The organism is Gordonia sp. ABKF26, assembly GCF_041103195.1.
Taxonomy (GTDB): Bacteria; Actinomycetota; Actinomycetes; order Mycobacteriales; family Mycobacteriaceae; genus Gordonia; species Gordonia terrae.
In genome coordinates, this window is sequence record NZ_JBGCVZ010000003.1 from 3,088,619 (window position 1) to 3,109,835 (window position 21,217).

The window sequence follows — 21,217 nt, forward strand, 5'->3', positions numbered from 1 at the left end:
TGCCCGAGTGGAAACCGGCGTTCGGCTGCTAGCGTCGAACCTTGTGAAACGATTAATAGCGGGGGCGTTGATCGCCGGAGCAGCAACTTTCGGACTGGTCGCCGGTGCCGGCGACTCTGACGCGAAGATCAAAGAGGGGCGCTACAAGCATCAGCTCCTCATGTATGGCGTCGTGCCGACACCTGAGTCGAATGCTCGGGTCATCGGAAACACCTACCAGCAGGACTACTACGGCGTCGGCCCGGCAAACGTGTATCAGTACTCGATCCGGCCGACGAAAAACGGTGGCGTGGCTAGCTATTCGTCGCACCCGGCCGTCGAGTGGTACTACCGGACCGAGTATCGCCGAACCAAGAACGGCTACGTCGGCACGACGTACAACTTCGGCGTGCCCATCGGCAACATGCTCCTCAAAGAGCAGCCGAAGGGTCGCTGACTAGCGTCTGACAAACCACCAATCGCCGCGTCCGACAGGCTTTGTCGGACGCGGCGATTATCGTTTGGACTCGCGAGTGCTCGCCATCTCTCTACGGCGCGGGGCCAACGGGGCCGGCGTTTTGGTGCTCGGCGGCGACCACATCCTTCAGGGCATCGACGGGGACCAGGCCGCAGGCCTCCCCATCCAGTCGCCACGGTGGGCGGCTGAACGACGCGCACCACGCAGTGCTCAGTCCCCGCTCCAGATCGGATTCCCAGCGAACACGCAGCGTGAGGCGCACTTTGGCCCCGCCCTGTCGGTAGGGAAACTCATATACCGCAGTATGTCCAGACTCGGGCCTTGGTTCTGACTGCACTGATCATCCCCCTGTGCCTTCTGCGGCACTCGAACTCCCACTGGATGGACTTTGAACCCGTTGCCTCGTTCGACGGTGACCTAGCTCGACGGTGGTGAAGTGTCGCTCGTGTTGGCGGTCGCGCGCGCGAGGTGTCGTACCTACTGTTTACGGTTGGGTTCAACGATCGCGGACGGGGGGACGCCGAAGTGTGCGGAGAATCGAAAGACCAGGTCAAGCGTTATGTTCCGGCCGCCCTCAACCTCGGAGACGTACTGGCGCGAGACCCCGATGGCAGTAGCGGTCTCTGCCTGGGTCTCCCCGCGCAACTGGCGCAACGCACGAAGGCCGAGGCCTACCGCACGCAGGTTGTCGCTACGGTCCCGAATATTCACGCGCCAACTATATGCGACGGCGGGGATGTCAACTATAGTAGACAGTGCGGGTGGTGAAACCTACCTCGCCTAATCTCGTCTCAACGCTCACATCACACGCGAATCTTCGAGTGAGATAGCTAGATGGCACTTGTAAATCACTGGGGGAGAGTATCTTTCAAGCGCTCCTTACATAACATCGAGAGATCGCGGGGACCTGAAGTGTTGCTCGTGGCGGTGCTCGCGCATCGATGTCAAACCATCTGGGCCGGCGTCACCCTCGCTGGTCCAAAAGGTGGTGGAGAACGCCCCGGCCGGCGGCGACGGCGGAGTAGCGGCCACGCCGATCGGCCACGCCTGCTGTACTTCGTAGCGCAAACCTTCGAGCGGGTCATCCGCAGCATCTGACCAAACGAACTCGACTTCCGTCCCCGGACGCAAACCCATCGAAGCGAGTGGATCGTTCAGATCGGCTACCGCTAGGAGTCTGAGCGATTGAGCGTCGGCGTACACCCCGCCGGGAGTGTCCGGTGAGTCGAACACACCCCACCCTTTACTGAAATGCCATACCCGCACAACGCCCGTCGACGACATTGCTTAACCGTAGCCGTCACAGCTCCGCGGGGAGACGTCGCGAAAACGTTGATCGTGAGGTAGGACGGGCTAGGAACGAAGTCAGCGCGTAGCGGGTGGCAGCGGGTTGAACGCGTCGTGAGCCATGATTCGTGGTCGAGTTCGATGTCCCAGGCTTCCAAATCGGGGGCGAGGACCAACTCATCGATGCAGGCGGCGGTCCCACCGACGAAGAAGATAGAGCTACTCCCCCTCCGTCAGCGCCCTCCAGCCCACCTAAACTACTATCTAGCATAGTTTCTAGGTTGGCTGTTGGAGGCGTGGTGATCGCAAACATTGTGGCCCAAGGGACACTCCTGGGACTGTTCGGTGCGGTCGTAGCGTGTGGTGTCGCCGCTGCCCGCCAGCCGGATCGAGGTGGGGAGGCGTGGCGGGCGCTTGTTTCGTGTGCGGTGGCCGTGAGTGCGGCCGTCGGCGTGATGGTGGTTGCTCCCCAGGGCGATTTCTCGTCGGCGATCGTGTTGGTGATGCTCTGTGTTGGGGCGCTCATGCTGTTTTCTGCTCATCTGCACGGTACGTCGTTGGCTGTAATGGTTGACCCGCTCGTGTGGATGGCCTCGGCGATGTGGGTGTTCATCGTGTTCGCCGCCACGGGCGCGCCGATCGAGATTGGCGCGGTGCCTGCTGATCCGATCGCCGAGCTGGCGTTGAGGGCGGAGCTCAATCGAACCCCGAGGTGGTCCCGCACAGGCAGTGTGATCGCGATCTTCGGTCTGGTGGCCGCGATAGTCTTCCGCCTGGCCCGGCCGGCCTCCCGCGGTGATGGCTTCGACGCCCTCGTTCCCGGCGCCCACGCCCGATTCCCACAAAATACGAAGGTGGTTAGTAGAAGTGGGGCGTGATGCGAGTGTGCGGAGGAGGTGGTGGGCATGACTGACGGTGTCGAGGTGCCGCGTACGGATCGGTTCGGCCCGCGCGGTCCTGCCCGTACGATCTCTCGTGCGGTGGGCCTTGCCGTGGTGATGCTTGAGGCGGTTGCCGCGTTCTGGCTGGTGATGCTGCTCCGAACGTCGGATCTCGTGCCATCCGACCCGTCAGGAGTCGGGCGCGGTGATCAGGTCGAGCTGCGGATGCTGACCGCGGTGGATGTGCACGACTGGGTGTCGGCGCTGAGTGCTGCGGCCTTCGCTGCGGGTGTGGCCGGTGCGCTGGCGGCGCATCTACTTCCCGCAGTCAAGGGGCGCGCGCCGGTTGAGTAGTCGGGCCGGGATTTCGACTCTTGGAACGTTTCTGTGGCTTAGGCTTTGGTGCCGCCGCCGCGGGTGTGGCGAGGTTTGCGGCTGAGGTATTCGCTGAGCACTTCCCGCTCGGCGGGTGTCACGGTCTGGGCGAAGTGCATCAGTACTGCCGCGGAGTCTCCGCTGGCGTCGAGGACCTGACGCAAGGTGCGTGAGGTGGCCTCCTCGCGGGTCTGCATGGGGAAGTACCGGTAGGCGCGGCTGACTTTTTCTCGACCGACGAACCCTTTTTTGTGCAGGTTGGTGACGACGGTGAGCACTGTGGTGTAGGCCGGTTCGCGGTCGTGGAGTTCCTCGACTAGGTCGTGCACCGACATCGCCGCACCGGCCGACCACAGCACGTCCATCACTGCGCGTTCCAGCGAACCCAGCCCAGTCATTTTCACCCACCATCTCTAGATGCGGGTCAATCTTACGACGGACTACCTCAGTTAGTAGCTCGGTCCCGTTGGAGCGCATCGGCAGCGCCGCGAGGCGGGCGGTGTTCGATGGCTGCGGAGAATTCGGTTCCAGGGGTGCTGCGGTGGATGTGACGTCGTGTTGTGGTCGGCAACGTGATGGTGAAGGTGGCTCCGTGCCCGGTTCCCAGGCTTTCGGCGAGCAAGGTGCCCCCATGGTCTTCGACGATGGAGCGGGCGATGGTGAGTCCGATACCGCTGCCGCCGGCGTCTCGGGTCCGTGAGGAGTCGGTGCGGTAGAAGCGGTCAAAGATGTGTGGAAGGTGTTGAGCGGGAATCCCGTCCCCGCAGTCGACGACGCTGATGCGCACCGCGTGTGCCGGGGCGGTGTCGGCTTTCACTACGACCCGCTGGCCCGGGGAGCTGTGTCGCAGCGCGTTAGTGAGCAGATTGAGCAGTACTTGGCTCATTCGTTCGGCATCGACATCGATGTGTACGCGCGCGGCGGTGGTGACGATGCCCAGCGTGACGCCGGCGTCGGTGAACAGCTCGGCGGCTTCTTCGTAGGTCGCGATGAGTAGTTCATTGACAGTGATCGTCGAGGGTTGCAATGGCATCTGATGCTCGTCGGCGCTGGATACGGTCGCGATGTCCTCGGCGAGGCGCTGCAACCGGGTGGTGGCGGTGCGCACGACGTCGAAGGTGTGGGAGTCGGGCGCGCGGACACCGTCCTCGAGGGCGTCGGTGATCGCGCCGATGGTGGTCAACGGGGTGCGCAGTTCGTGGGCGAGGTCTGACAGCATCCGCTTGCGGATGTCTTCCTGGGAGTTCAAACGTTGTGCCAGCTGGTTGATGGCTCGGCTGAGCTGGGTGAACTCAGTGCCGAGCTGGCGATCGGGAACACGGGTGCGGTAGTTGCCTGCGCCGATCGCCACAGCCGAGCGCGCGACGCTGGCGACTGACTGTTGTACGCGGCGAGCCAGGAACCAGCTGACGGCCGTGGCCAGGATCGTCGAGGTGACCAGGGCTGCGGTCATCGAGACGACGATGGAGAAGGTGAATGCGGCCTCGACGTGTTCGGCCTGTGCTGATCCCGGTTCGAGGCTGGACTGGCCGAGGTGATCGTGGAAGGTGTGCGGCGCGACGAACAGTGCCACGATCGCGACGCTGATGCCGCCGCCGCCGATCACGATGGCCTGGGCCAGCATCAACCGGGAGCCGAAGCTGCCCGGGATACGTGCCCGTCGTCGATCACCGTTCATGGCTGTCTCCTCGAGGTTGGCCGTCACCCATCCGGTAGCCCACGCCGCGCACGGTACGGATGAATCGACCGGCCGCGGCGCTGTCGCCGAGTTTGCGGCGCAGGCTGGCGATATGAACTTCGACAACGTGGGCATCGCCGACCCAGTTGGGTCCCCAGATTTCGGTGAGCAGTTGTTCTCGACTGAACACCACACCGGGCCGTCGGCTCAGGGCTTCCAGAACGTCGAATTCGGTGCGGGTCAGTTCCACGAGTGTGTCTTGTACCCGCACTTCACGGCCTTGTGGGTCCAGGGTCAGCTCCCCCAGTGTCCGCGGGTGTGCTGTGTCTACCGCCGAGGTCGGGCGCGGACGGCGCAGCATGGCGTCGATGCGCGCCATCAGCTCACGAGGACGAAACGGTTTGGTGAGGTAGTCGTCGGCTCCAACCGCGAGACCGATGATGGTGTCGACCTCGTCGGCGCGGGCGGTGACCATCACGATGTAGGCGTCGGTGAAGGTGCGTAACTGCCGACACACCTCGACGCCGTCGATCGAGGGCAAACCCAGATCGAGGATGACTACCGCAGGACTCACGGTGCGTGCGGCGGCGATCCCCTCTTGGCCGTCGTGGGCGATGGTGACCACAAATCCGCTGCGCTGCAGGTAGTCGGCGACAACCTCGGCGATGTCAGGCTCATCTTCGATGACCAGCGCGTGTAGCCCGTGCGGTGGTCGGGCCGCCGGCCCACGAAGGTCGTCGTCGACGATGACGCGGTCATGAGGCACGTCCCTATGGTGGCGGTGGTTTACACGACCATCCAACCCCGCGGGCATTCTTGAGCAGATCTTGATCCCGACCGCCGATCAGCCTTGAGGTTGAGTGGGCAAGGTGGCGGTGTCGCCGCGCCGAACGATATGTCCCAGTTCCCTCTCACACTGTTGATCTGCTTTCGGCCCGGCGACATCCTGTCCATCGATGCAGAGGATGCCCGTGTGACTGTCTCCTACAGCCTCACCACCAGTGATCCATTCGCCACCACCTTCCCTGCCGAGGCCACATCGCGCCGTGCTGGGCTGAGTCGTCAGCTGGTCGGCGGCACCCCGGTACTGCGGATCGAAGAACCCTTTGCCGAGCACGGGCACGGTTTCTGGGCCAAGCTGGAGGGCTTCAACCCCGGTGGCATGAAAGACCGGCCGGCGCTGCACATGGTCGAACGCGCCCGCGCCCGCGGCGAGCTGGCCCCGGGGGCGCAGATCATCGAATCAACGAGCGGCACACTGGGATTGGGGTTAGCGCTAGCGGGCATTGTGTTCGGTCATCCGGTGACCTTGGTGACCGACCCCGGACTGGAACCGATCCTGCGGCAAATGCTCGCCGCCTACGGCGCCCGGGTCGATGTCGTCAGCGAGCCCCACCCGGTCGGGGGTTGGCAACAAGCCCGCCGCGACCGTGTGCGCGCCCTGCTCGCACTCGACGAGGCTGCGTGGTGTCCCGACCAGTATTCCAACCCCGACAACGTGACCGGTTACAGCTCACTGGGTGTGGAGCTGATCGCGCAGCTGCGCCATATCGATGTCCTGGTGTGTTCGGTGGGCACCGGTGGGCACTCAGCCGGTGTGGCTCATACTCTGCGGCAGTTCAACCCTGAGCTGGAAGTCGTGGGCGTAGACACCATCGGCTCGACGATCTTCGGCCAGCCCGCACAGTCACGGATCATGCGGGGACTCGGCTCGAGCATCTACCCCCGCAACGTCGCCTACGACCAGTTCAGTGAGGTGCACTGGGTGGCGCCGGCCGAAGCAGTCTGGGCATGCCGCACCCTGGCCGCCACGCAGTACGCCACCGGCGGCTGGAGCGTGGGCGCGGTGGCCCTGGTCTCGGGCTGGCTGGCTCGCACTCGTTCGGCCGATACGCGCATCGCGGCGGTCTTCCCCGATGGCCCCGCCCGCTACTACGGAACCATCTACAACGACGAGTACTGCCAAGCTCACGACCTGATGGACGCCCCAGCGCCCACTGCCCCCCACACCATCAACGATCCGCTGACCCAGGTCGCGAGTAGCTGGACCCGGTGCCCCACCATCATCGACCCCACCCACATGCCGCACACCGAGCCCACGAGCTGACCTATGCGACGCCTCTACCGCAGTTTCCGCAGCTTCGATCGCCCCAGCCAAGTGCTGATGGTCAACCAGTTCACCATCAACCTCGGCTTCTACATGCTCATGCCCTATCTCGCCGCCTATCTCGCCGGCCCGCTGGCCCTGGCGGCATGGGCAGTGGGCCTGGTCCTGGGGATACGCAACTTCTCCCAGCAGGGCATGTTCCTGATCGGGGGAACACTCGCTGACCGCTGGGGGTACAAACCGCTCATCATCGCCGGATGCCTGATGCGGGTCATCGGATTCATCCTACTGGCCCTGGCCAGTTCGCTGCCCGCGATCCTGATCGCCTCGGCGGCAACGGGATTCGCCGGGGCGCTGTTCAACCCCGCCGTCCGCGCCTACCTGGCCGCCGACGCCGGTGAACGTCGCATCGAAGCATTCGCCGTGTTCAACGTCTTCTACCAGGCCGGCATCCTGCTCGGGCCGCTGGTCGGACTGGCGTTGACCGCTTTGGATTTTCGGCTCACCTCCCTGTGTGCGGCAGCAGTTTTCGCGGTCCTGACCCTCGTGCAGATCAAAGCGCTACCCGCAACAACACCAGCCCCAAGCAACACCTCGATCATTCAGGACTGGCGCAGCGTCGTACGTAACCGGCGATTCCTGCTCTTCGCTGTGGCGATGGCCAGCTCGTATGTGCTGTCCTTTCAGGTCTACCTCGCGCTGCCCCTGCACGCCGACCGCATAGCGGACAACCCCACCCTCGCCACCAGCATTGTCACCGCAATGTTTGTGGTGACCGGTCTGGTGGCCATCGCCGGACAGCTACGCATCACCGCATGGTTCGGCAACCGCTGGGGCAGTACCGGCAGCCTGAGCGTGGGAATGACACTGATGGCTGCAGCTTTCCTGCCCCTAGTCGCCAGCGCCGCAACGCATCAGCGCAACATCGCCCTCAACATCGCCGCACTGCTACTCACCGCAGCCCTGCTCGCCGCCGCCACCGCAGCAGTGTTCCCATTCGAAATGGACACTGTGGTGGGACTGGCCCGCGGCACGCTTGTCGCCACCCACTACGGGCTCTACAACACCATCGTCGGGATCGGGATTCTGCTCGGCAATGCCGCGACCGGGTGGCTGTTCAGCGCGGCCACCACCCGCGACATGCCCGAACTGGTGTGGATCGCTTTGGTCCTCACCGGCATAGCGGCGGCGTCCGCCCTGTTGATGTTGCACCGCCGCGGATGGCTCAGCGTCTCCGCCCCCACCGAAGCTCAACCCACCTCCACCCATTGATTACCCTAGGGGGGTAGGGTATAAAGGTGGTGTGGCGAGACGCCACAGCGACAGGCCTCCTGAGGGTCGTCGGCACCACTGCTGTACCGAAAGGGCACATCTCATGAGCACATCGACAGTGATCGTCTCCGGAATGACGTGTGGGCACTGCGCGTCGTCGGTGCGTGAAGAAGTCGGAGCACTGGCCGGCGTGACCGACGTCGAGGTCGACGTGGCCAGCGGGCAAGTCACCATCTCCAGCTCGGCCCCGATCGAGCCCGACGCGATCCGCGTCGCGGTCGAAGAGGCCGGCTACCACCTGGCGCAGTAGCCGATGAGGGGCTGAAGTGTCTGCCCACTGGCGACTTCAGCCCTTCTCCGGGCGGCGTGTGTGTCGCCACCACCGATGACAGGAATCCAGCGATGAATGTTCCAACCAAGCTCGGCGTCTTCGCTGCGGCTCTGCTGATAGTTTTCGCCGCGGCCTATGCCATCGCCGCGGGTGTCGCACCCGATCGGCCACGACCGTCGTCGGCCGAGTCCACCCATGTCGGCCACACTGCCCAACCGTCATCATCTGCGTCCCCCGGTGCCGATCAGGTTCGCGGGGTTTCGCTGGCAGCAGGCGGCTTCATCCTGGGAAATGTGGTGGCACCCCATGCGCCCGGGATGCAAGCACCGCTGAGCTTTGAGATCCTCGACGCCGCCGGGGCCGCGGTCACCGACTTCGCCACCGAGCACGACAAGCAGCTGCACCTGATCGTCGTCCGCGCGGATGGCGCCTACTTTCGACACGTGCACCCCACTCTCTCGCCCGAAGGGCGCTGGTCGCTGCCCTGGCAGTGGGCGACGGGAGGCAGCTACCGGATCTATGCCGACTTCGTGCCCGCCGCCACCGGTCAACCCCTCACCCTGACCAGCACCGTCGAAGTCAGCGGTGACTACCAGCCGGCCCCAGCCGCCGCCGAATCACGACAGTCATCCGTCGACGGGTTCGACATCGAGCTGGCCGGGCACCTGCGCGCGGGAGCCGAGTCCGAATTGACCGTCACCGTGCGGCGAGCAGGACAACCGGTCACTACCTTGCAGCCGTATCTGGGCGCTTTCGGTCACTTGGTGGCTCTGCGTCAGGGCGACCTGGCCTACCTGCATGTTCACCCTGAGGGCGCGGCACCGACCGCCGGTCAACTCGCGGGACCACAGGTCCGCTTCGCCACCACCGCCCCCACCCCGGGCCGCTATCTGCTCTACCTCGACTTCCAGGTCGACGGCGCTGTGCACACCGCCACCTTCGTTCTCGACGCCCCCACCGGCGCCCCGGCCCCGACAACCAACTCCACGGCCCCCTCGGCCGATCCGCACGCCGGACACTAACTCGCTAACCAGCGCCACCCCGGGGCCACTGCACCGAGGCACTGCGCCGAGGCGCTCACCCTTCGAGGAACTTCCCCATGACCACCTCAGCTCCGATCCACCCACCTGCGGCCACCGCCGAGCAGACAGGCACCGTCGATGTCGAACTCGCCGTGTCGGGCATGACGTGTGCCTCGTGCGCGGCACGCATCGAACGCACACTGAACAAACTCGACGGAGTGAGCGCCTCGGTGAACTACGCCACCGAAAAAGCTCACGTCAGCGCACGCGCCGGTGTCGACCCCCACCTGCTGATCGAGACCATCGAACAGGCCGGGTACCGCGCTGCGCTGCCCGCCATTCCCACAGGCGCCGACCCCGACGACGACCCTTCGGACGACGACGGGGAGCTCGTGGCCTTGCGTCACCGACTGATCGGTGCGGTGGTTCTCTCGGTACCGGTGATCGCGCTGGCAATGGTCCCGACGTTGCAGTTCACCTACTGGCAGTGGGCGTCGTTGACGTTGGCCGCGCCGGTGATCGTGTGGGCGGCCTGGCCGTTTCATCGCGCCGCGTTGCTCAACCTGCGCCACGGCGCGGCCACGATGGACACCCTGATCTCGGTCGGCACCACCGCGGCGCTGTTGTGGTCGTTGTATGCGTTGTTCTTCGGCACCGCCGGACAACCAGGCATGACCCACGGATTCACCTTGACGGTCGGCGCCTCTGACGGTGCAGGCAACATCTACCTCGAGGTCGCCGCGGGGGTCACGATGTTCGTCCTGGCCGGCCGATACTTCGAGAAGCGGTCCAAACGGCAAGCCGGTGCGGCGTTGCGGGCCTTGTTGGAGCTGGGCGCCAAAGACGTCACGGTGGTCAGGGACGGCCACCAGCATCGGATACCGATCGGCGAGCTCGCCGTCGACGACGAGTTCATTGTGCGGCCCGGCGAGAAGATCGCCAGCGACGGTGTGGTGGTGTCTGGCACCTCGGCAGTTGACGCCAGCATGGTCACCGGCGAGTCGATGCCAGTCCAGGTTGCCCCCGCCGACACCGTGACCGGCGGGACAGTCAACGCCGGCGGACACCTACGGGTGCGGGCGACCCGCGTGGGGGCAGACACCCAACTCGCGCAAATGGCCGCGATGGTCGAACGCGCCCAGACCGGCAAGGCCCACGCCCAGCGACTGGCCGACCGGATCTCAAGCGTCTTCGTGCCGGTGGTCATCACCGTCGCCATCGCAGTCCTCGGCGCGTGGATCGGCGCCGGCTATCCCCTGCAAGCGGCGTTCACCGCCGCGGTCGCTGTGCTGATCATCGCCTGCCCCTGCGCGCTGGGACTGGCCACCCCGACCGCACTGCTGGTCGGTACCGGCCGCGGAGCCCAACTCGGCATCGTGATCAAAGGCCCCGAAGTCCTCGAATCCACCCGAACCATCGACACCGTTGTCCTAGACAAAACCGGCACGGTCACCACGGGCCAGATGACACTCGTCCAGGTCACCACCTCCCCCACCACCACTCGCGCCGACGTGCTCGCCCTCGCTGGAGCGGTGGAAAACGCCTCCGAGCACCCCGTCGCGGCCGCCATTGCTGCTGGTGCAGCCGCCGAAGTCGGACAGCTCGACGAGGTCGAAGACTTCCGCAGCTTCGAAGGTCGAGGCGTGCGCGGCACGGTCCAGGGACGAGTTGTCACCGTCGGGCGTCCGACGCTGCTGGCCGAACACGACATCGCCGTGGATGACCCCCACCTCAACGAGGCACAGGCCGCCGCTGAGGAAGCCGGACAGACCGCCGTACTCGTCGGCTGGAACGGCCGCGCTCATGCGGTCCTGGCGGTCGCCGATGCGATCAAACCCACCAGCGCACACGCCATCGCCCGGCTCACCGCACTGGGTATGACGCCCATCCTGCTGACCGGCGACAACCAGACCGTCGCCGACACCGTCGCCGCTGAGGTCGGGATCGACACCGTCATCGCCAACGTCTTGCCGGCCAACAAGGCCGCCGTCATCACCGATCTGCAATCCGAAGGCAAGGTTGTGGCCATGATCGGCGACGGCGTCAACGACGCCGCTGCCCTGGCCCACGCCGATCTCGGGCTGGCGATGGGCACCGGCACCGACGCCGCCATGCATGCCGCCGACATCACCCTGGTCCGCGGCGACCTCAACGCTGCCGCCGACGCGATCGCCTTGGCACGCAGCACTCTGAAAACGATCAAAATGAACCTGTTCTGGGCATTCGCCTACAACATCGCCGCGATACCGCTGGCCGCGCTGGGACTGCTCAACCCCATGCTGGCTGGCGCCGCCATGGCGTTGTCCAGCGTGTTCGTCGTCAGCAACAGCCTGCGGTTACGCGCCTTCACCAGCCCGCCCCACTCATCGACCACAACTCCATCCACCACCCCCTCGACGTATACCCCCCAGGGGTATAAGGTGACGGTATGAACGAGCACTCCTCCTCCGAGCACTCTTCCCCTGAGCACGCCGGTCACGACGCCGCCGACGAACGCCACCACGGCCAACTCGCCGCAGCGTCACACAACCACCACGATCACCATGCTGAGCGCGCCCGCGCAGACCATGATCACGCCGAACATGATCACGCTGGGCATGGCGGGCATGCGGGCCATGGTGATCACGTCGGGCAGTTCCGCCGGCTGTTCTGGATCATGGGTGCCCTGGCTGTGCCGGTCGTAGCCTTTTCACCCATGTTCGCGATGCTCATCGGCTACGACCTACCCGATAGTCAAGTGCTGCAGTGGGTCTCACCGGTGCTGGGTACGGTGATGTACTGCTGGGGTGGGCGGCCGTTCCTGGTAGGCGCCTCTGCAGAACTGCGGTCGCGCGCACCGGGAATGATGCTGTTGATCGCCTTGGCGATCACGGTGGCCTTCGTGGCGTCCTGGGGTGCGAGCATCGGTGTGTTGCACCATGAACTGGACTTCTGGTGGGAACTGGCCCTGCTCATCGTGATCATGCTGTTGGGGCATTGGATCGAGATGCGGTCGTTGGCCCAGACAACTTCGGCCCTGGACTCGCTGGCCGCGCTGCTGCCCGATGAGGCCGAACGCGTCGAGGGCGACCACATCACCACCGTTGCTCCCAGTGAGCTGCAGGTCGGAGATGTGGTGATCGTGCGCCCCGGGGCCAGCGTCCCGGCCGACGGTCGCGTCGTGGACGGCTCGGCCGAGCTCGATGAATCCATGGTCACCGGAGAATCGCGCACGGTGCGCCGCGGCATCGGCGATCAGGTGGTGGCCGGCACGGTGGCCACCGACTCGGGGCTGCGGGTCCAGATCACCGCCACCGGCGACGACACGGCGCTGGCCGGGATTCAGCGCCTGGTGGCAGACGCGCAGAACTCCACCTCCCGCGCCCAGCGGTTGGCCGATTCCGCCGCAGCGCTGCTGTTCTGGTTCGCGCTCGGCTCAGCGATCATCACCGCCATCGTGTGGACGGTCATCGGTCAACCCGACCAGGCGGTGATTCGTACCATCACCGTGCTGGTCATCGCGTGCCCTCACGCACTCGGTTTGGCTATCCCTCTGGTGGTGGCCATTGCCACAGAACGCGCCGCCCGCGGCGGCGTGCTGGTCAAAGACCGGTTGGCACTTGAGGCCATGCGCACTGTGGATGCGGTGCTGTTCGACAAGACCGGAACCCTGACCAAGGGTGAGCCCACCGTCATCGAGATCGCGGGCGCCGACGGTGTCGATGAGGACACCGTGCTCACCCTGGCAGCTAGCGCCGAAGCCGACAGCGAGCACCCGCTGGCGCGAGCAATTGTCGCAGCGGCCGGCGACCGCGCCCAGCCGGTTCCCGCGGCCACCGACTTCACCTCGTCACCGGCGGTTGGTGTGACCGCTCGCGTCGAGGGTGCCACGGTGCGGGTGGGCGGGCCCCGCATGCTCGAGGAACAGGGCCATCAGGAACTGGCCATCGCTGATCGCTGGCGCGCCGACGGCGCAATCATCTTGCATGTCACCCGCGACACTGAGCTGATCGGAGCTGTCAAACTCGCTGACGAGGTGCGTGGGGAATCCCGCCAAGCCGTCGAGGCGCTGCACGCCCGCGGGGTCGAGGTCGTGATGATCACCGGCGACGCTGAAGCGGTCGCGCACACCGTCGCTCACGACCTCGGTATCGACCGGGTGTTCGCCGGTGTACGCCCGGAAGACAAAGCCAGCAAGGTGGCTGAGTTGCAGCACGAAGGACGCAAGGTGGCGATGGTGGGCGACGGCGTCAACGACGCCCCGGCCTTGGCCCAAGCCGATGTGGGCATCGCGATCGGGGCCGGTACCGACGTCGCGATCGCCTCGGCCGGGGTCATCCTCGCCAGCGACGACCCCCGCTCGGTGCTGTCGGTCATCGAGCTGTCGGACGCCAGCTACCGAAAAATGAAGCAGAACCTGTGGTGGGCAGCGGGATACAACCTGATCTCGGTACCGCTGGCCGCTGGAATTCTTGCGCCCATCGGGTTCGTCCTGCCGATGTCGGTCGGAGCGATCCTGATGTCAGCCTCGACGGTCGTGGTCGCACTCAACGCGCAACTGCTGCGCCGACTCGACCTGCACCCAGGCGCGAGTACAGTGCGTGCACTGCAGCACAACCGACCGCGATCCACTGAGAAGGTGAGTCCATGACCACTGCCTCCGCCCCGGGAAACTCCTCCGCACCGGAACACTCCTCCCACGGTTACATCAGCGACAAGGGCAAATACCTGGCCCGGCTCAAGCGCATCGAAGGCCAATCCCGAGGTATCCACCGGATGGTCGATGAGGAGCAGTACTGCATCGACATCCTGACCCAGATCTCGGCGCTGACCAAGGCACTGGAGGGGGTGGCGCTGGGCTTGCTCGACGACCACCTCACCCACTGCGTGCTCGATGCCGCCCACTCCGGCGGCGACGAGGCACAGGAGAAGATCGCTGAAGCCTCGGCGGCCATCGCTCGCCTCGTTCGTTCCTGACCCACCACACCGCGCTGGCTCGTCACAGGCGTCGTTCGCCGACCCACTGGGGCACCACCGGCCCCGGCGCGGGGGCGTCGGCATCAGCGGCCATCGCCAGAACCACCCCACGATCGGCCAGCCACTGTGCCGGATCAACGTTGACTCCCGTCGGATCGAGAACCTCGAAATGCAGATGCGGGCCGGTCGACACCCCACGGTTGCCCACCGTGGCGATCGATTGCCCCATCCGTACTCGCGCGCCCTGCTCGAGCAGATTCTCGTCGTTGTGGCCGTAGGTGGTGATCGTGCCGTCATCGTGGCGGATCCGCATCCACAACCCGAACCCCTCAGCGGGTCCGGAGGTGATGACTTCCCCGTCAGCCACAGCGACAATCGGCGCACCCAGATCATTACCGATATCAATGCCCTGATGGCCCCGTCCGTCACCGAAGGTGGACGTGATCTCACCCGCAGTCGGCGCCACCGCGCCGCCACTACCGGGCAGCAGCGGCGTCGGCGTTCCGGGTTCCTGCGGTTGGGGGCCATGCGGCTCGTTCGGATCGTGCGGCACGATCGCGGCGATCAGGGTGGCCACCAGCCGGGCCAGCGGTAACGCGTCGATGATCCGGAACCCGTCTATCGGATCGATGCGCGAAAACGTTCCGAAGCACTGCAGCGCGGCCACACTGCCCGCATCGCCGACACTGCCCGACTGGGCCTGAGCGCCCAGGCAGGACGCCGCCTGCGTGATCGGCTCCCCCAAACTCGCCGCTGCAGCACCACCCAATGCGGCCTTCACCGAGTCCTGCACGATCGCGATCAACTCCCCGGCCACATGTCCATCGGTCGAGGCCGCCGCCGGTGCGGTGGCGATCACAGGCGCAACGCCCACACACACCGCCACCGCCACCCCCAGCGCCTTGGGGCCCCACCGCTGCCCCGCCTTGACCCGTAGCGATGTCAACACCATCTGCATGCGGTCGCACCTTCCCCACGGACGTCGTAGACCCACGCACTAGTGCCATGCGTGTACCCGCGAGATCACACCACAAGTCACTTGTGCCCCACCAGTCACACAACATCCCGCCACGAAGCGAACTAATCGGGCATTAGCGGCGTTGTTTGCGCAGTTCACAGCCCGTTTTCCCGGCACCGGACAGGCGAGTAACTACTATCGGCGTTAGTAGAATCGTTATCGAAGCGCCGCCGGGCGGTGGCGAAGTAGCACCCTTGAGGAGGAGATCGATGAGAGCCACACGAACCGGTGTCGTCGTTGCTGCCGCAGCGGCTGTTCTGACAGTGGTGGCCGCGTGTTCGGACACCTCGACTGAGGATCATTCCTCGATGTCGGGGATGGGTACCAGCGCGGCCAGTACCGAATCCTCAGCGGCGGCCACTGCCGAACACAACAGCGCGGACATCTCGTTCGCCCAGCAGATGATCCCGCACCACACCCAGGCGATCATGATGAGCGACATCCTGTTGGAGAAGGACAACATCAACCCCCAGGTCGTCAGTCTGGCCCAGCAGATCAAAGACGCTCAGCAGCCCGAGATCGAGCAGATGCAGTCGTGGCTGAAGCAATGGGGAGCCCCACTCGAGGGCCAGGGGCACAACATGGACATGGGTACCTCGATGGCACCGGGTACCTCCCCGATGCCGTCGATGATGGGCATGATGTCGCCAGAACAGATGCAGCAGCTACGCGACGCGCAAGGCGCCGAGGCGTCGCGCCTGTTCCTGACCCAGATGATCGAACACCACCGCGGCGCCATCGCCATGGCCAAGACCGAGATTCAAGACGGCCAATCGCCCGAGGCGATCGCGCTGGCACGCCAGATCGTCACTGACCAGGAAAGTGAAATCGCCAGGATGCAGCAGCTTCTCAACAACCCCTAGCGGCCCGACCCGCCCGGGTTTGCCTCGGCTACACACACATCGCGATCACCATCGCCGCGACGACACCGGATGCCGCCAGCGTGGTCGGTACCGCCACCACACCAGCCACCGCCGCGGCGGCACCCACATGATGACGCCGCGACCGGCACCGGTGACCGGAGTCCAAGCGGCTCAGCCGCGGCCCCACGGACGACGAATCGCTGATCGACAACACACCCACCGGGCCCGCCACGGGCCCCGAACGGGCCAACGTTCCCAACGCCGAGCAGACCGCCCGCGCACCCACCAGCTGGGCGGCGCGGGCATCGGCGGCTTGCTCGACCAAGCCGGCGACCTCACGGCCCGCGCGGCTGAACAACGGAATCAGCGGAAACGCACGCCCGAGAGCGCGGGCCGCCAACACCACGGTGTGATGACGTTGCCGCCGGTGCGCGCGCTCATGGGCAACGACGGCATCGAGTTCCTCACCGGACAACGCCGCCTGTAACCCAGTCGTGGCGGCGATCCCGGCATCCTTACCCGGCAGACAAAACGCCATCGGCCGCCCGTCGGCGAGCCACCACACGTCGGGATAGCGCTCACTGCGGGCGCCCACCAACCGCAACGACTGCAGATACTCCTCACGAGCACCACGCATCCGCACCGCCGATCGCACCGCGATCGTCACCGCTCGGACAATCGCTGCCCCGGTCACCACCGCCAGCACGCCACCGGAGATCGCCTCCACCCGCGGGGATGCGCCGTGTGACAACACCCGCAGACACGACACCACCTCGGACAACGAATGGATGCCGAAATGGCCGGGAACCGCCAGCGTCACAACAGCTCCCACCCACAACATCGCAAACACGACCTGCGCGGCCGGCCAGGCCACCAACACCCAACGAGCATCGATACGGCCCTGCACCCGAACCATCCATCGAGGCCACAACCAGCCCAGCACACCCGCGGCAACAACTAACACCACCGCTGCACTCATGGATGCTCACCCATCGTTCGCCTCGATCCTCGACGCCCCGCCGTCAGCTCGCTGAGACCCACACTCAACACACCTTCCCGGCGACCCACCACCTGCACCACCAGCCAGTATGCCCCAGAAGTTCGTCGGTGACGCCGCAACTCAGGCACCGACCGCGCCGCCAATTACTAGGTTTTATAGTAGTTAGTTGACGCGGGTTGACCCGGCCTGCGCGTACCAGTCCGAGGAATGCGCCGTGACCGAGAACCCGAAGGAGACGCACTCGCCCCCCGACGACCACCGTCGTCAGTATCTGCATGCCATGCGAGACGTCTACCGAGCACCCACGCCATACTCGACCCACCAGTTTTTCCACCGCGCCCACCACCTCAGCGTCACCTCGAACCGACGCCGCCACCTCGCCGCACACATCGGTCTCGTCCGCCACCTCGCTGCGATCGGCGACCTCTCCGGGGCACGTCACCACCTCGGCAACGTCCTCATCTCCCTCGTCCTCCAAAAGCATTGCGGCCAAAAGCCTTCACAGCCTTCCACCCCCATCCAGAAGTCGTGACCACGACACCCCCAGAGGGTTAGGGCGGCTCCTACCCGGTCTCGCCACCACCCCGATCACCACACCACCCACGCCCGAACTCAGTCCTACCCACACGAAAGTCCTAGCCGCTTGCCTGCCTCAAACCCGTCCAACCGCACCGCTGCGGTCGTCCTCGCAGTCATCGCCACGCTGATTGTGCTAACCGGCTGCTCCACCCGGGAACAACCCACATCCCCACCACCGTCGGCAACCTCAGCAGAGAGCGCAACACTGACCCCAGAACTCGACCACCTCCACGCCCTGCACATCCGCGCCGACGGCACTATCCTCGCCGGAACTCACACCGGCGTAATCGCCCTCACCGCAGATGGAACCACCAGCCGGGTCGGCGTCTCCGACGACGACTTCATGGGACTGGCCGGGGTAACCGGCTCTGATCGGATCTTCGCCTCCGGCCATCCCGGCCCGCGGAGCTCGGCACCCAACCCGCTGGGACTCGTCGCCAGCGAAGATGGCGGGCAGACATGGACACCGAGATCGGTGGCCGGCGACATCGACTTCCACGCGCTCGCCACCAACGGACAACTACTCGTAGGCTTCGACGGAATCAACGGCCTGCTCGTATCGACCGATGACGGGAGAAGCTGGACCCCCGGCGCGCCCCTGGCCGCAGCAGCACTCGCGATCACCGACCGCGGCGTATGGGCGACTACCCCAGATGGCCTGCAACACAGCACCGACGACGCCCAGACCTTCACAACCGTTCCCGATGCGCCGGCCCTAGCTCTCCTGGCGGCCGCACCCGATGGCACGCTCTGGGGCATCGACACCGCCGACACCGTCTGGCGCAGCCCAGACGGCACACACTGGGAACAACGCAGCACCATCAATAGTGTCAACGCGCTGGTCGCCAGAAACGCCGAAAATGCATACGCCGCAAACGAACAATTGCTCTACACGCTCAGCTAACGGACTCGTGTGGAGCAACGAAGGAAGGAGGCGACTCAGATCCGGACGCGCTTTTGATCACGTCCACTCCACCCACTCCACGAGCAGGATCTGACAGACGGTGGCACCCGGCCGACCTGGGTGGTCACTCTCGACCACCTGACGGCACCCAGAAACGCCACGTCTTCGAAGACGTCACTGTCGTTATCGATGAGACGAGCAGCCCCGACTACCCCACGAACTTGCTGCGCGTGTCACAGCTGCGTGAGCACACCGAACCCGCGACCTCAAAGATCGCCTTGGGCGGGGACGGTTATCGAAGGCCGCCGGCTTCGGGCTGTGGATGCGAGTGCTGCAAGACGACGGCACGATCGGCGTGTATGGGCACATCAGCGAGACACTGGTGAGCGTCTGGCAGCGAGTCCTGGCCGGCGCGCAGATCGCAACGGTAGGAAACCGCGGCTACTCCACCGGCCCACACCTGCACTACAAGGTGTGGCAGCAAGATGGACCCAAACTCGATCCTGCACCGTGGTTGAGAACCCGGGGAGTCTACGTCGTCGGACGACCCGCCTTATCGGCGCGCGGGAGGTATGAGGACGAGTGGTCCCGCAGGTGTCGCGAGAGTTGTCGCACCACGGCCTCGACGTCGGCGAGCGGTGGCGAACACGCATCGGCGGGGACTACCTGTGGGGTGTCGCCACACGGCAATAATGAGGTCGACGTGACCGCTCGGCGGTCGCCCACCACGAAGACGTTTCGAACCTTCTCTCGCGCTGTGCAGCGGGTAGAGGAGCGCACAGCATTCAACTACTATCGTGGATAGTAAACCTAGTCCAGGCGCCGAGTGAGAGGGTTCGCCACAATCGATGGGCCGCGTAAGAAGGACTCGAGCTATCGAAGAGCCACGTGATCTCTTGGCGGCTTACGGTGCGCAGCCGCAGTGCTCGAGCGCTCGTGGATGCCGCGGGTCGGTCCGGGCAGGTATTCCGCGACTGCTGATGCTCGCAGCCCTGACGGCTGTGGTGATGTTATTGACCTCGTGCAGCTCAACCGGAGGCGCCGCCTACAGCAACGAGATTCAGGCCGTTGACAGCTTCGCCGACATCGCACAGCCTTCCATTGCTGTGGCCACCGAAGGTGGCGGTCGACTCGCGCCCAACGCGGTTGTCGAACCTGGGCTTCCTATTGTTGTCACGGCCAGCCGCGGCGCGTTGACAAACGTCCGTATCCCCACAGCCAGCGGCCGTCCCTTGGCGGGCTCACTGAGCGAGGACGGCTCAACGTGGACAAGCACCCAACCCCTGGGATATTCGAAGCGGTATTCCGTTCAAGCCGAGGCCGTGGGCGTGGGCGGTCGATCGGTCGTCTCGCAGCGCTTCACCACGACCTCACCGGAGTCACTGACCAGCGCTGCCATCCTCGGCGAGAAAACCGTCGGGATCGCCCACACAGTCGGGGTGCGGTTCGCCGATCCCATCCCCGACCGAAAGAAGGCACAGGCGGCGATCACCGTGTCGTCTGACCCCCAGATGCGGGGTGCGTTCTATTGGATCAGCGACTCCGAAGTCCGGTGGAGGCCCGAACGCTTCTGGACGCCGGGCACCAAAGTCAGTGTCGCCGTCAACATTTACGGAGTCGACCTCGGCGACGGGCTCTACGGCGACGAGAACTTGTCCTACGACTTCACGATTGGCCGAGCTCAGGAAATCGTTGCCGACGACAACACCAAAACGATAGTCGTCAAACGAGACGGCAAGGTCATCCGCACGATGCCGACCTCGTTCGGCAAAGACAGCACTCCGACGCCCCGCGGTATCTACATGATCGGAGATCGCGTCGAGCACATCATCATGGACTCGTCCACCTACGGAGTGCCTGTCGAGTCCGCAGCGGGATACCGCACACCCGTTCAATGGGCGGTGCAAATGTCCTACAGCGGCATTTACATGCACGGCGCACCGTGGTCGATGTCGGCGCAAGGCAGCAGCAACGTCAGCAACGGTTGCCCAAACCTGAGTCCCACTGACGCGGAATGGCTCGTGAAGAACACCCTGCGCGGTGACCCCGTCACGGTCAAGAACACCAACGCCGACACACTGCCGGGAGTTGATGGACTCGGCGATTGGAACATCCCGTGGCCACAATGGAAGAACGGCAACGCAGACACCTAGGCGCCCCCGCCTGGCTGGAGTTCGTCGACGCTCAGCACGTTCTTCCGACCATGCACGGCCGGGGCGAGTTCACGACGGGCTCACCCGCTCACTGTCTCAGGCGCTTCTCGCGGTGTACAGAACTTCGCTCGAATGCAGCACACCACCACTCGCGACGAGTGCTACTACCGGTCACCCACTGAGCCAGGGGTTAATTCACGAGGGCCGTTGGTCAGTCATGTCGAGACCCTGTGCGGGCGAACCGGTGCCGTGAGGATCAACATCAATAACGAGCAGCGGCGGCATAGCGTCCGTCGGTACTACCTGTGCGAGGCGAGGCTGATCTGGCCGCGTG

At 65.1% G+C, this 21,217-nt stretch carries 20 protein-coding genes and 1 pseudogene; 15 read left to right on the plus strand and 6 right to left on the minus strand.

The annotated features are described in order from the left end of the window. Positions 1-43: 43 nt before the first annotated feature. Positions 44-436, plus strand: coding sequence for a hypothetical protein (locus AB4Z55_RS14255; protein WP_040005028.1), 393 nt, complete (start codon positions 44-46; stop codon positions 434-436). Between the two features lie 498 nt (positions 437-934). Here the strand turns inward: AB4Z55_RS14255 and AB4Z55_RS14260 are convergent, their stop codons facing one another. Continuing rightward, positions 935-1,168, minus strand: coding sequence for a helix-turn-helix transcriptional regulator (locus AB4Z55_RS14260; RefSeq protein WP_051995443.1), 234 nt, complete (start codon positions 1,166-1,168; stop codon positions 935-937). 1,010 nt (positions 1,169-2,178) lie between these two features. Here AB4Z55_RS14260 and AB4Z55_RS14265 point away from each other — a divergent pair. Together AB4Z55_RS14265 and AB4Z55_RS14270 are read left to right on the plus strand one after the other, a co-directional pair. Continuing rightward, a complete protein-coding gene (locus tag AB4Z55_RS14265; protein WP_231380857.1) occupies positions 2,179-2,622 on the plus strand; it encodes a hypothetical protein in 444 nt (147 codons plus the stop codon). A 27-nt stretch (positions 2,623-2,649) separates the two neighbouring features. Then, entirely contained in the window at positions 2,650-2,979 is a 330-nt protein-coding gene (locus tag AB4Z55_RS14270; protein ID WP_248642662.1) for a hypothetical protein, read from the plus strand. Between the two features lie 38 nt (positions 2,980-3,017). On the opposite strand, the gene AB4Z55_RS14275 is transcribed toward AB4Z55_RS14270, so the two are convergent. From AB4Z55_RS14275 to AB4Z55_RS14285, 3 genes are read right to left on the minus strand one after another with little or no spacing between them, the layout of a single operon-like run. Further along, positions 3,018-3,398 (minus strand): BlaI/MecI/CopY family transcriptional regulator, encoded by a 381-nt coding sequence (locus tag AB4Z55_RS14275; protein ID WP_006438350.1) that lies wholly within the window; start codon positions 3,396-3,398, stop codon positions 3,018-3,020. Positions 3,399-3,445: 47 nt separating this feature from the next. Next, complete coding sequence (locus AB4Z55_RS14280; RefSeq protein ID WP_006438349.1) at positions 3,446-4,678, minus strand: cell wall metabolism sensor histidine kinase WalK; 1,233 nt, start codon at positions 4,676-4,678, stop codon at positions 3,446-3,448. Then, entirely contained in the window at positions 4,668-5,444 is a 777-nt protein-coding gene (locus tag AB4Z55_RS14285; RefSeq protein ID WP_006357628.1) for a response regulator transcription factor, read from the minus strand. The genes AB4Z55_RS14280 and AB4Z55_RS14285 overlap by 11 nt, the downstream gene beginning before the upstream one ends. Before the next feature lie 207 nt (positions 5,445-5,651). On the opposite strand from AB4Z55_RS14285, the gene AB4Z55_RS14290 reads away from it, so the two are divergent. From AB4Z55_RS14290 to AB4Z55_RS14320, 7 genes are all read left to right on the plus strand, one after another. Next, on the plus strand, positions 5,652-6,785 hold the full coding sequence (locus AB4Z55_RS14290; protein WP_035718250.1) for a PLP-dependent cysteine synthase family protein: 1,134 nt from the start codon (positions 5,652-5,654) through the stop codon (positions 6,783-6,785). Between the two features lie 3 nt (positions 6,786-6,788). Further along, on the plus strand, positions 6,789-8,057 hold the full coding sequence (locus tag AB4Z55_RS14295) for an MFS transporter (RefSeq protein WP_006357626.1): 1,269 nt from the start codon (positions 6,789-6,791) through the stop codon (positions 8,055-8,057). A 103-nt stretch (positions 8,058-8,160) separates the two neighbouring features. Continuing rightward, positions 8,161-8,367, plus strand: coding sequence for a heavy-metal-associated domain-containing protein (locus tag AB4Z55_RS14300; protein WP_006438347.1), 207 nt, complete (start codon positions 8,161-8,163; stop codon positions 8,365-8,367). A gap of 92 nt (positions 8,368-8,459) precedes the next feature. After that, positions 8,460-9,410 carry a hypothetical protein gene (locus AB4Z55_RS14305; RefSeq protein WP_006357624.1) on the plus strand — a complete coding sequence of 317 codons (951 nt, stop codon included), beginning with the start codon at positions 8,460-8,462 and terminating at the stop codon, positions 9,408-9,410. A 77-nt stretch (positions 9,411-9,487) separates the two neighbouring features. Continuing rightward, on the plus strand, positions 9,488-11,842 hold the full coding sequence (locus AB4Z55_RS14310; protein ID WP_010844647.1) for a cation-translocating P-type ATPase: 2,355 nt from the start codon (positions 9,488-9,490) through the stop codon (positions 11,840-11,842). Between the two features lie 263 nt (positions 11,843-12,105). Continuing rightward, entirely contained in the window at positions 12,106-14,040 is a 1,935-nt protein-coding gene (locus AB4Z55_RS14315) for a heavy metal translocating P-type ATPase (RefSeq protein ID WP_006357622.1), read from the plus strand. Continuing rightward, complete coding sequence (locus AB4Z55_RS14320; RefSeq protein WP_006357621.1) at positions 14,037-14,366, plus strand: metal-sensitive transcriptional regulator; 330 nt, start codon at positions 14,037-14,039, stop codon at positions 14,364-14,366. Before AB4Z55_RS14315 ends, AB4Z55_RS14320 begins: the two co-directional genes overlap by 4 nt. A 22-nt stretch (positions 14,367-14,388) precedes the next feature. On the opposite strand, the gene AB4Z55_RS14325 is transcribed toward AB4Z55_RS14320, so the two are convergent. Further along, entirely contained in the window at positions 14,389-15,324 is a 936-nt protein-coding gene (locus tag AB4Z55_RS14325; protein WP_006357620.1) for a M23 family metallopeptidase, read from the minus strand. Between the two features lie 269 nt (positions 15,325-15,593). Between AB4Z55_RS14325 and AB4Z55_RS14330 the strand changes: the two genes are divergently transcribed. Beyond that, positions 15,594-16,247 carry a DUF305 domain-containing protein gene (locus tag AB4Z55_RS14330; protein ID WP_035718242.1) on the plus strand — a complete coding sequence of 218 codons (654 nt, stop codon included), beginning with the start codon at positions 15,594-15,596 and terminating at the stop codon, positions 16,245-16,247. Positions 16,248-16,275: 28 nt separating this feature from the next. On the opposite strand, the gene AB4Z55_RS14335 is transcribed toward AB4Z55_RS14330, so the two are convergent. After that, positions 16,276-17,226: a M56 family metallopeptidase gene (locus tag AB4Z55_RS14335; RefSeq protein WP_006357618.1), complete on the minus strand. Its 951-nt coding sequence runs from the start codon at positions 17,224-17,226 to the stop codon at positions 16,276-16,278. A 187-nt stretch (positions 17,227-17,413) separates the two neighbouring features. On the opposite strand from AB4Z55_RS14335, the gene AB4Z55_RS14340 reads away from it, so the two are divergent. From AB4Z55_RS14340 to AB4Z55_RS14355, 4 genes and pseudogenes are all read left to right on the plus strand, one after another. Next, positions 17,414-17,779 carry a hypothetical protein gene (locus AB4Z55_RS14340; RefSeq protein ID WP_006357617.1) on the plus strand — a complete coding sequence of 122 codons (366 nt, stop codon included), beginning with the start codon at positions 17,414-17,416 and terminating at the stop codon, positions 17,777-17,779. A 111-nt stretch (positions 17,780-17,890) separates the two neighbouring features. Then, positions 17,891-18,730 carry a F510_1955 family glycosylhydrolase gene (locus AB4Z55_RS14345; protein WP_035718240.1) on the plus strand — a complete coding sequence of 280 codons (840 nt, stop codon included), beginning with the start codon at positions 17,891-17,893 and terminating at the stop codon, positions 18,728-18,730. Between the two features lie 301 nt (positions 18,731-19,031). Continuing rightward, positions 19,032-19,274 (plus strand): annotated as a pseudogene (locus tag AB4Z55_RS14350) (M23 family metallopeptidase); the annotation flags it as partial. Positions 19,275-19,710: 436 nt separating this feature from the next. Continuing rightward, positions 19,711-20,883: an Ig-like domain-containing protein gene (locus AB4Z55_RS14355; RefSeq protein WP_006357614.1), complete on the plus strand. Its 1,173-nt coding sequence runs from the start codon at positions 19,711-19,713 to the stop codon at positions 20,881-20,883. Positions 20,884-21,217: the final 334 nt, after the last annotated feature.

Bases quoted from the DNA above. Each gene is read 5' to 3' on its own strand.
- AB4Z55_RS14270 (WP_248642662.1), top strand. From the start codon at position 2,650: ATGACTGACGGTGTCGAGGTGCCGCGTACGGATCGGTTCGGCCCGCGC.
- AB4Z55_RS14275 (WP_006438350.1), bottom strand. From the start codon at position 3,398: ATGACTGGGCTGGGTTCGCTGGAACGCGCAGTGATGGACGTGCTGTGG.
- AB4Z55_RS14280 (WP_006438349.1), bottom strand. From the start codon at position 4,678: ATGAACGGTGATCGACGACGGGCACGTATCCCGGGCAGCTTCGGCTCC.
- AB4Z55_RS14295 (WP_006357626.1), top strand. From the start codon at position 6,789: ATGCGACGCCTCTACCGCAGTTTCCGCAGCTTCGATCGCCCCAGCCAA.
- AB4Z55_RS14300 (WP_006438347.1), top strand. From the start codon at position 8,161: ATGAGCACATCGACAGTGATCGTCTCCGGAATGACGTGTGGGCACTGC.
- AB4Z55_RS14305 (WP_006357624.1), top strand. From the start codon at position 8,460: ATGAATGTTCCAACCAAGCTCGGCGTCTTCGCTGCGGCTCTGCTGATA.
- AB4Z55_RS14310 (WP_010844647.1), top strand. From the start codon at position 9,488: ATGACCACCTCAGCTCCGATCCACCCACCTGCGGCCACCGCCGAGCAG.
- AB4Z55_RS14315 (WP_006357622.1), top strand. From the start codon at position 12,106: ATGTTCGCGATGCTCATCGGCTACGACCTACCCGATAGTCAAGTGCTG.
- AB4Z55_RS14320 (WP_006357621.1), top strand. From the start codon at position 14,037: ATGACCACTGCCTCCGCCCCGGGAAACTCCTCCGCACCGGAACACTCC.
- AB4Z55_RS14325 (WP_006357620.1), bottom strand. From the start codon at position 15,324: ATGCAGATGGTGTTGACATCGCTACGGGTCAAGGCGGGGCAGCGGTGG.
- AB4Z55_RS14330 (WP_035718242.1), top strand. From the start codon at position 15,594: ATGAGAGCCACACGAACCGGTGTCGTCGTTGCTGCCGCAGCGGCTGTT.
- AB4Z55_RS14335 (WP_006357618.1), bottom strand. From the start codon at position 17,226: ATGAGTGCAGCGGTGGTGTTAGTTGTTGCCGCGGGTGTGCTGGGCTGG.
- AB4Z55_RS14355 (WP_006357614.1), top strand. From the start codon at position 19,711: ATGCTCGCAGCCCTGACGGCTGTGGTGATGTTATTGACCTCGTGCAGC.